This window comes from uncultured Roseovarius sp. (genome assembly GCF_947259555.1).
Taxonomy (GTDB): Bacteria; Pseudomonadota; Alphaproteobacteria; order Rhodobacterales; family Rhodobacteraceae; genus Roseovarius.
Window position 1 is genome coordinate 1 of the sequence record NZ_CAMYMD010000020.1, and the last position, 14,288, is coordinate 14,288.

Genomic DNA, 14,288 nt, shown 5'->3' on the forward strand with positions numbered 1-14,288 from the left:
CTTTGATTTGTGGGGAGTTTCTCGATGGGAGCTACAAGGGAGTTTCTGGCAGAGTTGCCGCGGCGTTCGGATGGCAAGCGGAATTGGCCGCCTGAATTGAAGGCACAGGTCGTTGCGGAGACGTTGATTGAAGGCGAAACTGTCAATGCGGTTGCCAAGCGGTATGAGCTGATCCCCAGCACGGTGTCTGATTGGCGGCGGATGGCGCGGCAGGGTAAGCTGGTCTTGCCGAATTTGGATGGCATGGATTTTGTGCGTGTTGAGGTTGAGGCGCCTGCGCCTGTCGCTCAGCCTTTTCCCACCCCATGCTCCAGCACACTTGATGTGATCAAAGGCGATGTCACCGTTCGCCTTGATGCCGCAACGCCCGCGGCGCGGATCGCGGAAATCGCACGGGCTATGGGGACGTGATCACGCCATCCCACAAGGTCCGGATTTTTGTGGCCAGTGATCCGGTCGACTTCCGCAAGGGTCATGACGGGCTGGCCGCTCTGGTGCAGGGTCATTTGCGACAGAAGCCCTTTGATGGGTCGGTTTATGTGTTCCGCGCCAAGCGGGCGGATCGGCTGAAGCTGATCTACTGGGACGGCAGCGGGCTGGTGATGGCGTATAAGCGGCTGGAGGATAACAGCTTCAAATGGCCCGCGATCAAGAACGGGGTGATGCGTTTGGAACCGGCACAGTTTGAGGCCCTGTTCGCGGGTTTGGATTGGCGGCGCGTGCAGCCCTTGGAGGTGGCTGCACCTTCTGCGGCGGAGTGACTCACAGGGGCGTTTGCGCGGGTCATTCTGCCCTTGTTTTGTTATGGCATCGGCCATGACCGCACCTGATGAATTACCTGACGACATTGCCGAATTGAAGGCGATCATCTGTGCGCAACAGGATCAGAATGCACGGCTTGAGGCCTTGGTTGCCTCCTTCAAGAAGGCGCTCTTCGGGGCTAAATCCGAGAAGATTGATCCGGCCCAGTATGAGCTGGAACTCGAAGACATCGAGACCGCCATCGCGCAGGTGGAAGCTGAGATTGATGCTGATCCGCGCACTGCGCCCGTGCGACCCCCAAAGCCTCGCCAGACCAACCGAGGGTCACTGCCCAAACATCTGGAGCGGGTGGAAGTGGTCATTGAGCCTGAGCTGTCCTGCGCTTGCGGAGTCGCGCGTCACGTCATTGGCGAAGATGTCAGCGAACGGCTGGATGTTGTCCCGGCCCAGTTCCGGGTGATTGTCACCCGCCGTCCCAAATATGCCTGCCGCTCCTGTGAAAGCGGGATCGCCCAGGCTCCGGCACCCGCCCACATCATTGCGGGCGGAATGCCGACCGAGGCAACGCTCGCCCATGTGCTCGTCTCAAAATATGCGGATCACTTGCCGCTCTATAGGCAGGCGCAAATCTACAGCCGCCAAGGGATCGATCTGGATCGTTCGACCTTGGCCGCATGGGTGGGCAAGTCGGCGTTCGAATTGACCCCTGTCTATGATGCCCTGATGGCTGATCTGAAGCGCGCGACAAAGCTCTTCATGGACGAAACACCTGCGCCGGTCCTGGCACCCGGGCGCAAACGCGCCAAAACCGGATACTTCTGGGCCCTGGCCCGCGATGACAGGCCATGGGGCGGCGATGATCCACCTGGAGTGGCGTTCACTTACGCGCCAGGACGATCTGGCCAGCATGCAGACAATATCTTGAAAGGCTTCAGCGGCATCCTGCAGGTTGATGGATACGCAGGCTATAACCGCCTGCTCAAACGTCCGACCCAGGAAGTAACCTTGGCCTATTGCTGGGCGCATGCCCGCCGCAAACTGCTTGACGTCACCCAATCTGGCGCTGCCCCAATCGCGCAGGAGGGTCTGGCCCAAATCCAGGCGCTCTATCGCATCGAAAAAGACCTGCGTGGCCTCACTGCCGACCAACGCCGTGCTGCACGACAGGAGCACTCAAAACCCATCATCGCAGAGTTTGAGGTTTGGCTCGCCCAAAGCCGCACACGCGTCTCGGCCAAATCGCCGACTGGAGAGGCTCTGAAATACATCGCGAAATACTGGGACGGGCTGTGCCTGTTCCTTGAAGACGGTCGCATCGAACTGGATTCCAACGCCGTCGAGCGCACCATCCGTCCCATCGCCCTCAACCGCAAAAACGCGCTCTTCGCAGGCCATGATGCTGGCGCGCAAAACTGGGCCGTCATCGCGTCCCTCATCGAGACCTGCAAACTCAACGGGATCGAACCCCATGGCTACTTATCCAATGTCCTGACCGCCATCGCAGGCGGGCATAAGCAAAACGACATCAACGACTTGCTTCCTTGGAACTATCCCAAACACGTGTGAACGGCGCACCGCTTACCTTACGTTCAAGGTGCTTCGAGATGATCCCGGCGACCTCGTCACGGCGGGTCTCGATCGACACGAAAACGCTGACCGGGACACGAAGGAAGACAGTCCAGAGTTCGGTGCCGCCGTTCCAGTTGTCGTAGCCGACCTCCGCGATCTCGATGTCCGCCTGGCTCATAGCGCGGAGAGCATCGTGTTCGCCCTTCTGGCGAAGGAGCTCCGCCACGGTTGGCAGGCTGCCTTCGATCTCGCGTCTGATGCTCAGGTATCTAGGTTTCGGCTCGAAGCGTTAGCAAGAAACAGGTTGGCAGCTGCCAATGCACTCTCCATCATTTCCCGTCTTTCTTGTCGTCCACGCCGAAGGCTCGAAGAGTCACCATCGACGAACCAGACGGTATGCGTTTCGGACTTGCCCGCGTAAACCATTGGGAAAATCGCGCAAACTTATGGGGATCGCGCACGAACATGCGCGATCCTACAGACAATCAGGCGTCGAGATTTTCGACGTTGAGCGCGTTGGCCTGGATGAATTCGCGGCGCGGTTCGACGACGTCGCCCATCAGCTTGGTGAACAGATCATCGGCCTCGGCCACGTCGTCGATCTTGACCTGCAAGAGCGTGCGCGCGTCCGGGTCGAGCGTGGTTTCCCAAAGCTGATCGGGGTTCATCTCGCCGAGCCCCTTGTAGCGTTGCAGGGTCAGGCCCTTTTCGCCCTCTTTCAGGATCGCGTCGAGCAGGTCGAGCGGGCCAAAAATCGGCTGGACCCGGTCTTTGCGCAGCAGCGTCGCGCGTTCGCGGTAGACGGCGCGCAGCTGTTCGGTCTGTTGCGCGAGGCGGCGGGCATCGCCGCCGCGCAGCACCGGCCCGTCAAGCGTGCGCATTTCCTCGACCCCGCGCACCACGCGGGTCAGGCGAATGCCCTGATCCTGCGTCGGGCGGCCCTGCCAGCCGCGCTCGTATTCATTGGAAATCATGTCGAGCCGGGTGGCCACGGTATCGGCCACGCCTTGCAGGTCACTGTCGACGCGACCGGGCAGGAACGCCTCGGCGATGGCCGCCTGTTCGAGGATGTGGCGGGGGTAATGGGTCGGGAAGGCTTCGAGGCTGCGCTTGGCCTGGCGCGCCTCTTCGACCACGCGCACCAGATCGGGACCGGCGATTTCCTCGCCCGAGCCAAGCCGCAGGGCGGCGTCGGTGGTGCCCTGGTCGATCAGGTAATCCTCGAGCGAGGGGTGATCCTTGAGATAGACCTCGGACTTGCCGCGCATCACCTTGTAGAGCGGCGGCTGCGCGATATAGAGATATCCGCCCTCGATCAGCTCTGGCATCTGCCGGTAGAAGAACGTGAGCAAAAGCGTGCGGATATGCGCGCCGTCGACATCCGCATCGGTCATGATGACGATCTTGTGGTAGCGCAGTTTCGAGATGTCGAACTCGTCCCGGCCAATCCCGGTGCCAAGCGCCATCACGAGATTGCCGATTTCCTGGCTGCCCAGCATACGGTCAAACCGCGCGCGCTCGACATTGAGGATCTTGCCGCGCAGCGGCAGAACCGCCTGCGTGCCCCGGTCGCGCCCGGTCTGGGCAGAGCCGCCGGCGCTGTCACCCTCGACGAGGAACACTTCGGTCTTGGAGGGGTCTTTGCTCGAGCAATCCTTGAGCTTGCCAGCAAGGAAATTGACATCCATCGGGTTCTTGCGACGGGTGAGTTCGCGGGCCTTGCGCGCGGCCTCGCGGGCATGGGCGGCCTCGATGATCTTGGAGACGATGACCTTGGCCACCTGCGGGTTTTCCTCGAACCATTCGGCGAGTTTCTCGTTCATCAGACCCTCGACCGCCGGGCGCACCTCGGAGCTGACGAGCTTGTCCTTGGTCTGGGACGAGAATTTTGGATCGGGCACCTTGACCGAGAGCACGCAAGTCAGCCCCTCGCGGGCGTCGTCGCCGGTGAAGCTGACCTTTTCCTTTTTGGCGATGCCGGTGGTCTGGGCATAGGCGTTGATGGTGCGGGTCAGCGCACCGCGAAAGCCCGCCATATGGGTGCCACCATCGCGCTGCGGGATGTTGTTGGTAAAGGGCAGCACCGTCTCGTGATAGCTGTCGTTCCACCACATCGCCACCTCGATGCCGATCTCGTCCCGCTCGCCGGTGATAAAGATCGGCTCGGGCATGGCGGGGGTCTTGTGGCGGTCGAGATACTTGACGAATTCCTTGACCCCGCCTTCGTAGAACAGCTCTGATTCAAGGTGTTCGGCGGGCCGTTCGTCACGCAGGATGATGCGCACGCCGGAATTGAGGAAGGCCAGTTCGCGCAGGCGCTTTTCCAGCGTCTCGAAGCTGTAGTCGAGGTTCGAGAAGGTCTCGAGCGAGGCAAGAAAGCGCACCTCGGTGCCCTTGCGCCCGTTGGCATCGCCCACGACGCGCAGCGGCTCGGTGGTAAAGCCGCCCTCGAACCGGGCGACATGTTCCTTGCCGCCTCTCCAGATGCGCAGTTCGAGCCATTCCGAGAGGGCGTTGACAACCGAGACACCGACACCGTGCAGACCACCTGACACCTTGTAGGAGTTCTGGTCGAATTTGCCGCCCGCATGCAGCTGGGTCATGATGACCTCGGCTGCCGAGACGCCCTCGCCCTCATGCATATCAACCGGGATGCCACGGCCATTGTCGCTGACCGAAACGCTCGAATCGGCGTGGATCGTGACGTTGACCGCGTCGGCGTGACCGGCCAATGCCTCGTCGATGCCGTTATCCACGACCTCGTAGACCATGTGATGCAGACCGGAGCCGTCGTCGGTATCCCCGATATACATGCCGGGGCGTTTGCGGACAGCCTCCAACCCCTTGAGAACCTTGATGGAATCGGCCCCGTATTCTTCGGGCGCGACGGCGGGTTCGGACATGCGTGTGTTCCTTCGTATTTTTGTGATTTTATACGTTTTATTGGGGGGAATGTCACGCCCAACCGCTATATTTTGCGTATCTCATGGGATCACGTGAACGGGATCACGAAACCCACCAGAACAAGCAGCACGCCAGAGCCGAAATTGAGCCGCGCAATCGCCTTGGGGCTCTGCAAAAGGCGGCGCGCGCGGTCGAGAAAGAAGGCGAGCGCAAGGTTGCCCAGCATCGGCACGATGGCCGAAACCGCGAGGATTGCGGCGATGTCGGGCACGGTAACGGTCGAGAGATCGAAGAAGCCCGGCAGAAAGCCCATGTAAAAGAGGATCGCCTTGGGATTGCCGATCACCGCCGCCACGCCGACCGAGAACCCGGCCCAGATGCCGGGCTTCGTCATGCGGTTGTCGGCGCTCGGCGGGCGGGAGGGCGCGCGGATCAGCAACAGGCCCATCACGATGAACACCCCCGCCGCGATCCAGCGCAGCAGTTCCAGCGCGTCGCCATAGACCGACAGCACCCACGCAAGGCCCAGAATCGCGCAGAGCGGCCAGATCAGATCGCCCAATGCGACGCCCACCGCCAGCGGCCACGCCCCCGCAATGCCCCCGGAAAGTGACCGCGCCGTCAGCGCCACCCAGACCGGGCCGGGCACCGCCCAGAGGCCCGCCATGGCGGCGGCATAGAGCATCAGGTCGAAAAGGCTGACGGTCATGGGGCGTCGGGCAAGGTGAGGCTGCCATCGGGGGAGAGCGGCCAGAACGGGTTCATCGCCAGTTCCCAGACATGGCCGTCGGCATCGGCGAAATAGCCCGAATAGCCGCCCCAGAACACCTTTTCAGGGGCTTTGAGCGCGGTCGCCCCGGCAGCAAGGGCGGTGGCATAGGCAGTATCCACCTCGGCCTCTGTCATGAAGTTCTGCGCCAGCGTCATTGCCCCGGTGCCGAGCGCGGCACCCGGGCGGCCCTGATCGGCGGCGAGGTCGGATATGCCGAACAGCCCCAGAACCAGCCCGTTCATCTGGTAAAAGGCGACCTTGTCCAGCGATTCTGCCGGGGTCCAGCCAAGTGCCGCGTAAAAGTCGCGTGCGCGGTCGAGATCCTCGACGCCGAGGGTGATGAGGGTGACGCGTTGCGGGGTCATGGAGCCTCTGCTGTGATCCGGCTGGTGCCGTCGGTGTCGGTGACGTGGATGTGTTGCGCGCGCGGGCCCAGTTCGGTGAAGAGTTCCGGTCCGGTGCCGGTCATCCAGGCCTGGGCGCCGAGGGCGCAGATTTCGTCATAGAGCGCCGCGCGGCGGGCGGCGTCAAGATGGGCCGCGACCTCATCCAGCAACAAGAGCGGCGGCGCGCCGAAATCGCGGGCGAGCGCGCGGGCATTGGCAAGGATGAGCGAGACAAGCAGCGCCTTTTGCTCGCCGGTGGAACAGTCGGCGGCGGGCACGCCCTTGGCGGCATAGACCCCGTAGAGATCGGCGCGGTGCGGGCCCACGAGGGTGCGCCCGGCGATCAGATCGCGAAACCGGCTCTCGGCCAGCGCCTCGCGCAGATCATCGGCGGTCTCGGGCATCTCACCCTCGGTCTGGGTCAGCTCCAGTTCGGCAGTGGGAAAGGCGGTTTCGGCCTGCATCTGCGCGCCCGCGATGAGGGCGAGCGCGTGTTTGCGATTGGCGTGGATCTGCGCACCCGCCTCGGCCATCTGCCGCTCCAGTGCCAGATACCAATGCGCGTCGCGCACCTGATCCTTGAGCAGGCGATTGCGTTCGCGCATCGCCTTTTCATAGGCAAGCGCCGCGTCGCCGTGATCGGGCAGGAAGCTCATTGTCATCCGGTCGAGAAAGCGCCTGCGCCCCTCGGCCCCCTCGATCCAGAGCCGGTCCATCGACGGGATCAGCCAGAGCACCCGGGCGATCCGGCCTAGCGCCAGTTGGGTGGCGGATTTCTCGTCGATGCGCACCTGCCGCGCCGCGCCCTCCTCCGAGACGATCTCGACCTCGTGGATACGGGTCAGCGAGTGCAGAACGCCGGTGATTTTCCAACCGAGCGATTCAGGCCGCCGCGCCATGTCTTGCGCCGCCGCGCGCCGCAGACCGCGTCCGGGCGACAGGAGCGAGACCGCCTCGATCAGATTGGTCTTGCCCGCGCCGTTGGGGCCATGGATCGCCACTGGGCGCGCATCGAGCGTGAGCCGCGCCGATTTATGCGAGCGGAAATGAGAGAGGGTCAATTCCGACAGATAGAGGCCGGGCATTCACGACCCTTTCATCTTGCCAGAAATATCCCCGCCGGAGGCTCCGACAGATGTCACACCCGCATCGGCATGACGACATAGACCGCCGTCGTGTCATTGCCCTCGCGCATCAGCGTGGGATCGCCCGAGGAGTTGAACAGGAACACGGCGTTCTCGCGGTCGACCTGGCTGGCAATCTCCAGCAGGTACTTGGCGTTGAAGCCGATTTCCAGCCGCTCGTCGCCGTAAGCCACGGCAAGCTCTTCCTCGGCGGCGCCGCTGTCGGGGGCGTTGACCGACAGGATCAGCCGATCCTCGTCGAGAGCGAGTTTGACCGCGCGCGAGCGTTCGGAACTGACGGTTGCCACGCGGTCCACGGCCTGCGCGAATTCGGCGGCGTCCACCTCCATCCGGCGGGTGTTGCCCTGCGGGATAACGCGGGTGTAGTCGGGAAAGGTGCCGTCGATCACCTTGGAGGTGAGCGTGATGTCGGGCGTGGCAAACCGGATCTTGGTCTCGGACACCGAGACGGCGATTTTCATCTCGTCGTCTTCCAGCAGCTTGCGCAGCTCGCCCACGGTCTTGCGCGGCACGATCACGCCGGGCATGTCGGCGGCCCCTTCGGGCAGATCAGCGTCGATCCGGGCGAGGCGGTGGCCGTCTGTGGCCACGCAGCGCAGGACCTTGCCGCCATCGGCCTCGGAGACATGCATGTAGACGCCGTTGAGGTAATAGCGGGTTTCCTCGGTGGAAATGGCGAATTTCGACTTGTCGAAGAGCCGCCGCAGCACTGGCGCGGGGGCCGAGAAATTGCTGGCATATTCCGACGAGGCCATGACCGGGAAGTCTTCCTTGGGCAGGGTCGCAAGGTTGAAATTAGAGCGGCCCGCTTGCACGGTGAGGCGACCGGCGGTGCCGTCGTCGGCCAGCGTGACAAGCGCGCCATCGGGCAGCTTGCGCACGATTTCGTGCAGCATCACCGCCGAGACGGTGGTGGCACCGGCGCGTTCGACCTGTGCGGGGGCCTTGTCGACCACCTCGATATCGAGATCGGTGGCACGAAACTGGACTGCCTCGCCCTCGGCCTCGATCAGCACATTGGCGAGGATCGGGATGGTGTTGCGCCGCTCGACCACGGATTGGGCCTGTGCCACTGCCTTGAGCAGCGTGCCGCGTTCGATGCTGAGTTTCATACCCTCGCTCCTGTCAGGTGCCGGCGCTCCACCGGGAGGGGCAAGGTATCAATTTTACCCTGCCGCTCAAGTCTTTTGTGGTGTTTTCGGCTGTATTTCAGGCAGCGTCAAGGGCTGGTGCGTCTCAGCCTTCGAGCGTGCGCCGCAAGAGCTCGAGATCTTCGGCGATCTGGCCGTCCTGAATGCTCAATTCCTCGATGCGTCGCACCCCGTGCATGATGGTGGTGTGATCCCGCCCGCCAAAGCGACGGCCAATCTCTGGAAGCGAGCGTGAGGTCATCTGTTTGCACAGGTACATTGCCACCTGACGGGGGCGGGCAAAGCAGCGTGTGCGCTTTGGCCCGATCATGTCACTCAGGCGGATATTATAGTGATCCGAGACCTTGCGCTGGATCTCTTCGACCGAGACCTTGCGCTCTGAGGCGCGCAGAACATCGGCGAGACAATCCTGAGTCAGTTCCAGTGTGATCGGCTTGCGCACCAGAGAGGCGAAGGCGAAAAGCCGTGTCATCGCCCCTTCGAGGACACGCACATTGGTGCTGATACGATGCGCCAGAAATTCGAGCACGCCGTCATGCAGGACCAGATCGGGATATTGCGCGCGATAGCGGTCGACCTTGGATTGCAGGATGCCAAGGCGCAATTCGTAGTCCGTCGGATGCAGATCGACCACGAGACCGCACTGAAGCCGCGATTTGATGCGCTCTTCGAGATTGGCGATCTCGCCCGGCGCGCGGTCTGCTGAAATCACGATCTGCTTGTTCTGGTCCACCAGCGCGTTGAAGGTGTGAAAGAACTCTTCCTGTGTGCTGTCCTTGCCGGCAATGAACTGGACATCGTCAACCATCAAGACATCGACGGATCGAAAGACCGACTTGAAATCCATCATCTTGCGATCGCGCAGGGCCTGCACAAAGCGGTACATGAACTGTTCTGCTGAAAGGTAAACGACGTTCAGATCGGGCCGGCTTGTTTGCAGCTCCCAGGCTATGGCGTGCATGAGGTGCGTTTTACCAAGCCCCACGCCACCGTAGAGGAAAAGCGGGTTGAAGGTGACAGGGCCACATTCGGCCACCCGGCGTGCGGCGGCATGGGCCAACTCGTTGGGTTTGCCGACGATGAAGCTGTCGAAGGTAAAGCGCTCGTCAAGTGGCGCTGAGGGCACGATGTTGTCGCCCCGGGGCTCTGGCGTGGCGGGCTGTTTTTTGGGCGTGGTTTGGGTCGGGCGCGCGGCGCCGTTCGCCGCAACCCGAAACTGGACCCGCCGGATGTCGGGAGACACAGTATTGACCTGATACAGGATCAGATCTCCGAAGTGCTGCGACACGTAGTTCCCCAGAAAGCTGGTGGGTACATGGAATGTGGCGATGCCATCATCGACACGAGCGAATTCGAGTGGTTCGATCCAGTTTTTGAAATTGCTCTGCCCGACGGATTGCTGAAGTTTCTGCTTCAGACGGCCCCATTGTTCTTGTGTCATCCTGTCCCCGTTACCCGACTTTGCCATATGTCACGACCCGACTGCGCCAATTTTGGCGAGCGGGAAGCCCGATCCGGCAAGGGATAACCATAGGTCAATCGCGCCGTTGCGGAGCGCAACGGTTTGAGAAACCTATAATTAAAAAGCGGATATTTTGATATCGGAAACGTGATGCGTGACTCGTCCCAAAGTCACGCGTTTCCGACCACAAAATACCTTCGCCATGGACAAGACCAGAGCCTAAAGCCCAGTCGCGACGCTTGGCACGTATGCACTACGTTCCTTATCGTCGATGCAGCCTGTCCCCCCAAGCGTGAATCGCAGGTTTGAAACTAGCAATGTTGGGTGCGCGGCGACAACTTATCTATGCGCTTGACAGTAGCTTTGGTTGAAAAGAATCTCTGACCGTCTCCAAATGACACACAACAAAAAAGGCACCGTTTGAAACGGTGCCTTTTGTATTCAAGGGGTTGGCTTTGAGACCTAGCCGAGCGTCTTTACGCGAGCCGCGAGGCGCGAAATTTTGCGCGAGGCGGTGTTCTTGTGGAACACGCCCTTGGTCACGCCGCGCATCAATTCGGGCTGCGCCATGCGCAACGCTGTGGTCGCCGTTTCCTTGTCGCCTGTGGCGATGGCTTCTTCGACTTTGCGGAGATAGGTGCGAATGCGCGAACGGCGTGCTTTGTTGATGGCAAAGCGCTTTTCATTCTGGCGTGCGCGTTTCTTGGACTGGGGTGTGTTGGCCATGTGAATCAGACCCTTTCAAGGTTCGGTATCGTTTTGTGACGCACGGATACCCAACCGGGCCCCCGATCTCCGGGGTGATGATTCTTGCCTGAGCGGGCATCACGCGCATGTCTGGCGTGCCGTATACGCCAGTTTCCGGTAAATGCAACCCCTTGCGGGGTACGCGGCCGGGTCAATCCCCCAGCTTTGCGTGAACCTCATCAAGGTCGATCTCGCCGATCGGCATCTTGTTGGCGGGATTCTCGAAATCGTATTTGAAGACCTCGAAATCCCGTTTGTATATCTCATAGACCAGATGCATTGACAGATCGTCGAAATAATCCTCGACCGGATGCGCGCGTTTGGGCCCGTGGCCCTCGGATTCATTGAACCGCGGGATTTTCTTGAGGTTGACTTTGTGGCGGGTATTGATCGCGCCCAGAACGTCATCCATGCCGTCGTTGAACTTCTCGGTCCAGAAAATCTTGTCGTAGCGGCCGCCATTGACGATGAAAGTCGAGATATGACCAGACATCGCGGACCAGTGGATGTCAGGCTCCATCGGGCGTTTCCAGCGGATGGTGTCGCGCGCGAATAGAAGAAAGCGGCGAAAGCTCTGGACCTGATCAAACTCCTGCTTGCCGTCCTCGCCACCCACCTCGATGCCGTATTTCTGAATCAGCATCGGTACCAGCTTGCCGCGATACCGGCTGCCGTTGCGCTGAATCCCGCAGATCTTGTCAAAGAATGACGACAGGATTCGCGTGTAGGGATTGCGCACGCAGGAAAACGCGTAAGAGGTGTGCGTCTTGACGTTGGCGTTGATCAGCTTTTGGCTGTCCTCGCGGGCCCATTTATGCAGGCCGTCGGTCGCGTCATGGATGTCGCCATCAAAAAAAACGCCGTGGTCAGAATAATACAGGATCTGCCCGATGGTCGAGCAGGCGCATTTCGGCACGACGCGGTAAACCACGCTCTCGGTCTCTGTCATCCATGTGCCCGGAAACCCCATGGTCGCTGCCTCCACACTGCACGGCCCGGTTTTTTTGGGCTCCGTGCTTTCTAACCTGTTCAAAAAACCAAATAAAGCCTGTTTATTCGCACGGCCTTCACGGGTAATGCTATACACAATCTCTGAAAAAAGGCTTGCACAGTTTCTCAGATGGCAAAAATCGCTTTCATCCTGCTATGCCATAAGGACCCCGAGGCGATCGTGCGTCAAGCCGAGATGCTGACAGCTGCGGGCGACTATATCTCGATCCATTTTGACGCGCGGGCCGCGCCCGAGGCGTTTCGCCAGATTCGCACGGCATTGGGCGACAATCCAAACGTGGCTTTCGCGAAAAAAAGGATCAAATGCGGTTGGGGGAGCTGGTCGCTGGTGCAGGCCACGCTCTATGCCGTGGAGGCGGCAGTAGACGAATTCCCGCGGGCCACGCATTTCTACATGCTGTCGGGCGATTGCGCGCCGATTAAATCAGCGCGTTTCGCGCATGACTTCCTCGACGATCAGGATCTCGATTATGTCGAGAGCTTCGATTACTTCGAGAGCGACTGGATCAAGACCGGCATGAAGGAAGAGCGGCTGATTTATCGCCATTTCTTCAATGAGCGCACTCAGCCCAAGCGGTTTTATGCCTCTTTCAATCTGCAACGCAAACTCGGACTGACCCGCGACATACCAAACGACATCCAGATTCAGATCGGCAGCCAATGGTGGTGCTTGCGCCGTCGCACGGTGGAATGGATCCTCGATTTCACACGCAAGCGGCGTGACGTGATGCGGTTTTTCCGCACGACATGGATACCGGACGAGACATTCTTTCAGACGCTAGTGCGCCATCTGATCCCTGAGAGCGAGATCGAGACCCGGACGCTGACCTTTCTGATGTTCACCGATTATGGCATGCCGGTCACGTTCTACAACGATCACTATGATCTCCTGCTCAGCCAAGACTATCTCTTTGCCCGCAAGATCAGCTCCGAGGCGCTGGAGCTTAAGCGGCGGTTGGGGATGCTTTATTCGGATGAGAGTACGGAATTCCAGATATCGAATGAAGGGCGCAGCCTGTTTCAATTCCTTACCGGGCGTGGACGTGAAGGACGTCGCTTTGCCCAGCGGTTCTGGGAAACCGAGAGCACGCTTGGCCGCGAGCGGGAACTGATGATCGTGGTCTGCAAGAAATGGCATGTCGCCAAACGCCTGCTCGAGCGGATCCGCCAGACGACGAACCTTCCGGCCATCGACTATCTCTTCAACGAGGAAGGGACGGCCCTGCCGGATCTTGGGGGCATCCAGGCGACGCTCGCCAAGCGGACGCGACATCGGCGCGCGCTGATGCGGATGCTGTTTGACTATTTCGAAACCGACCGTCTCCTGGTCTGCATGGACCCGGGGAGCATCGATCTTTTGCAGGATTTCTGTGGCGACCGGGCCAAGACCAAGCTGTTGGAGATCCAGTGCCATTTCACCGACGAATACCTGAGCGGCCATGCGATGCGCGTGGGCCTTGCGGGTGAACAGACACCGCCGGAAACGCTGGAGCGGCTATTGCCGACGATCCGGGGTGACATGACGCATGAGAGCGATCGCATACGCGATTCCGAATTCGAAAATCACCTGATTCTGCGCGAGGCGCATGATTGCGAGATCCGGGCGGAGCGTCTGGCGCAGTTCCTTGATATTCCGCGCGAAAGAGCGCAGGAAATCGCAGAACCCGAACACCTGTTTGCAGATTGAGGATGGCCCATGCCTTATGCCTATGACGATCAGAATATTTTTGCCAAGATCCTGCGCGGTGAGATTCCCAACAAGACGGTGCTGGAGACCGAGCACAGTCTGGCCTTTGAGGATATCGAGCCGCAGGCGCCTGTTCATGTGCTGGTGATCCCCAAAGGGGCCTATGTGAGCTATGATCACTTCGCGCGCGAAGCGTCAGACAGCGAGATCGTAGACTTCAACCGTGCCGTCGCCGAGGTGTGCCGCATGACGGGAGTGCATCTGGATGGCGGGGGCCATGGCTTTCGAGCGATCACCAATGCCGGAACGCATGGTGTGCAGGAGGTGCCGCATTACCACTTGCACATCCTCGGGGGTCGTCAGCTTGGCCGGATGTTGCAACGGGCGTGATCGCGGATTGTCTTGGGCGGGCCATGAGAATCGGGGACTGATACGCTCAGTCTTCTTCCTGCCAAGGGTTCGCCATGCGTACTCGTTTTGCTCTGATACTGCTTATCGCTCTTGCCGGAGTGGCGCGTGCCGGGGATAGCCCTGCGCCGCGTCCGAATGCCCCGGATGATTTTGTGCGCTACATTTTCGACGTCAATGACAGCGTTTTTTCGGAGGCGTAGCTTCTGGAAATCTACAGTGCCGCCGGATACGGCATGATGGGGGCAAACAATGCGGTGATCGCAGTGTCGAACCGCGAGGAT

The 14,288-nt window shown here is 60.5% G+C and carries 14 protein-coding genes; 5 read left to right on the top strand and 9 right to left on the bottom strand.

Features of this window, described 5'->3' with window-relative positions; genetic code table 11:
• Positions 1 to 24: 24 nt before the first annotated feature.
• The 3 genes from Q0X85_RS03000 to Q0X85_RS03010 are packed head-to-tail and all read left to right on the top strand — an operon-like array spanning position 25 to position 2,328.
• Positions 25 to 411: a transposase gene (locus tag Q0X85_RS03000; RefSeq protein WP_297768798.1), complete on the top strand. Its 387-nt coding sequence runs from the start codon at positions 25 to 27 to the stop codon at positions 409 to 411.
• On the top strand, positions 408 to 761 hold the full coding sequence (tnpB, locus tag Q0X85_RS03005; RefSeq protein WP_297768800.1) for an IS66 family insertion sequence element accessory protein TnpB: 354 nt from the start codon (positions 408 to 410) through the stop codon (positions 759 to 761). The genes Q0X85_RS03000 and tnpB overlap by 4 nt, the downstream gene beginning before the upstream one ends.
• Before the next feature lie 55 nt (positions 762 to 816).
• A complete protein-coding gene (locus Q0X85_RS03010) occupies positions 817 to 2,328 on the top strand; it encodes an IS66 family transposase (protein ID WP_297768803.1) in 1,512 nt (503 codons plus the stop codon).
• Here the strand turns inward: Q0X85_RS03010 and Q0X85_RS03015 are convergent.
• The 9 genes from Q0X85_RS03015 to Q0X85_RS03055 all read right to left on the bottom strand — a co-directional run bounded on the left by Q0X85_RS03015 (position 2,288) and on the right by Q0X85_RS03055 (position 11,868).
• Entirely contained in the window at positions 2,288 to 2,509 is a 222-nt protein-coding gene (locus Q0X85_RS03015; RefSeq protein ID WP_297768806.1) for a hypothetical protein, read from the bottom strand. The genes Q0X85_RS03010 and Q0X85_RS03015 overlap by 41 nt on opposite strands.
• A 307-nt stretch (positions 2,510 to 2,816) precedes the next feature.
• On the bottom strand, positions 2,817 to 5,234 hold the full coding sequence (gyrB, locus tag Q0X85_RS03020; RefSeq protein WP_297768808.1) for a DNA topoisomerase (ATP-hydrolyzing) subunit B: 2,418 nt from the start codon (positions 5,232 to 5,234) through the stop codon (positions 2,817 to 2,819).
• An 89-nt stretch (positions 5,235 to 5,323) separates the two neighbouring features.
• Positions 5,324 to 5,944, bottom strand: a complete 621-nt coding sequence (locus Q0X85_RS03025) for a LysE family translocator (RefSeq protein ID WP_297768811.1) — start codon at positions 5,942 to 5,944, stop codon at positions 5,324 to 5,326.
• Entirely contained in the window at positions 5,941 to 6,372 is a 432-nt protein-coding gene (locus tag Q0X85_RS03030; protein ID WP_297768814.1) for a VOC family protein, read from the bottom strand. Before Q0X85_RS03030 ends, Q0X85_RS03025 begins: the two co-directional genes overlap by 4 nt.
• Positions 6,369 to 7,478: a DNA replication/repair protein RecF gene (gene recF, locus Q0X85_RS03035; RefSeq protein WP_297768817.1), complete on the bottom strand. Its 1,110-nt coding sequence runs from the start codon at positions 7,476 to 7,478 to the stop codon at positions 6,369 to 6,371. Before recF ends, Q0X85_RS03030 begins: the two co-directional genes overlap by 4 nt.
• 53 nt (positions 7,479 to 7,531) lie before the next feature.
• A complete protein-coding gene (dnaN, locus tag Q0X85_RS03040) occupies positions 7,532 to 8,650 on the bottom strand; it encodes a DNA polymerase III subunit beta (protein WP_297768820.1) in 1,119 nt (372 codons plus the stop codon).
• Positions 8,651 to 8,774: 124 nt separating this feature from the next.
• A complete protein-coding gene (gene dnaA / locus Q0X85_RS03045) occupies positions 8,775 to 10,130 on the bottom strand; it encodes a chromosomal replication initiator protein DnaA (protein ID WP_297768823.1) in 1,356 nt (451 codons plus the stop codon).
• Positions 10,131 to 10,613: 483 nt separating this feature from the next.
• Entirely contained in the window at positions 10,614 to 10,877 is a 264-nt protein-coding gene (gene rpsT / locus Q0X85_RS03050; RefSeq protein ID WP_297768826.1) for a 30S ribosomal protein S20, read from the bottom strand.
• A gap of 172 nt (positions 10,878 to 11,049) precedes the next feature.
• The gene (locus Q0X85_RS03055; RefSeq protein ID WP_297768828.1) at positions 11,050 to 11,868 is read right to left on the bottom strand and encodes a sulfotransferase family protein; all 819 of its coding nucleotides are present in this window, start codon (positions 11,866 to 11,868) and stop codon (positions 11,050 to 11,052) included.
• A 150-nt stretch (positions 11,869 to 12,018) separates the two neighbouring features.
• On the opposite strand from Q0X85_RS03055, the gene Q0X85_RS03060 reads away from it, so the two are divergent.
• Entirely contained in the window at positions 12,019 to 13,596 is a 1,578-nt protein-coding gene (locus Q0X85_RS03060; protein ID WP_297768832.1) for a DUF5928 domain-containing protein, read from the top strand.
• Positions 13,597 to 13,605: 9 nt separating this feature from the next.
• On the top strand, positions 13,606 to 13,986 hold the full coding sequence (locus tag Q0X85_RS03065; RefSeq protein ID WP_297768834.1) for an HIT domain-containing protein: 381 nt from the start codon (positions 13,606 to 13,608) through the stop codon (positions 13,984 to 13,986).
• The last annotated feature ends 302 nt before the right edge of the window (positions 13,987 to 14,288 follow it).

Excerpts from the sequence above, each read along its gene's own strand:
- Q0X85_RS03000 (WP_297768798.1), top strand. The coding sequence starts at position 25 with ATGGGAGCTACAAGGGAGTTTCTGGCAGAGTTGCCGCGGCGTTCGGAT.
- Q0X85_RS03010 (WP_297768803.1), top strand. The coding sequence starts at position 817 with ATGACCGCACCTGATGAATTACCTGACGACATTGCCGAATTGAAGGCG.
- Q0X85_RS03065 (WP_297768834.1), top strand. The coding sequence starts at position 13,606 with ATGCCTTATGCCTATGACGATCAGAATATTTTTGCCAAGATCCTGCGC.
- rpsT (WP_297768826.1), bottom strand. The coding sequence starts at position 10,877 with ATGGCCAACACACCCCAGTCCAAGAAACGCGCACGCCAGAATGAAAAG.
- dnaA (WP_297768823.1), bottom strand. The coding sequence starts at position 10,130 with ATGACACAAGAACAATGGGGCCGTCTGAAGCAGAAACTTCAGCAATCC.
- Q0X85_RS03030 (WP_297768814.1), bottom strand. The coding sequence starts at position 6,372 with ATGACCCCGCAACGCGTCACCCTCATCACCCTCGGCGTCGAGGATCTC.
- recF (WP_297768817.1), bottom strand. The coding sequence starts at position 7,478 with ATGCCCGGCCTCTATCTGTCGGAATTGACCCTCTCTCATTTCCGCTCG.
- Q0X85_RS03055 (WP_297768828.1), bottom strand. The coding sequence starts at position 11,868 with ATGGGGTTTCCGGGCACATGGATGACAGAGACCGAGAGCGTGGTTTAC.
- Q0X85_RS03025 (WP_297768811.1), bottom strand. The coding sequence starts at position 5,944 with ATGACCGTCAGCCTTTTCGACCTGATGCTCTATGCCGCCGCCATGGCG.
- dnaN (WP_297768820.1), bottom strand. The coding sequence starts at position 8,650 with ATGAAACTCAGCATCGAACGCGGCACGCTGCTCAAGGCAGTGGCACAG.
- Q0X85_RS03060 (WP_297768832.1), top strand. The coding sequence starts at position 12,019 with ATGGCAAAAATCGCTTTCATCCTGCTATGCCATAAGGACCCCGAGGCG.
- gyrB (WP_297768808.1), bottom strand. The coding sequence starts at position 5,234 with ATGTCCGAACCCGCCGTCGCGCCCGAAGAATACGGGGCCGATTCCATC.
- Q0X85_RS03015 (WP_297768806.1), bottom strand. The coding sequence starts at position 2,509 with ATGAGCCAGGCGGACATCGAGATCGCGGAGGTCGGCTACGACAACTGG.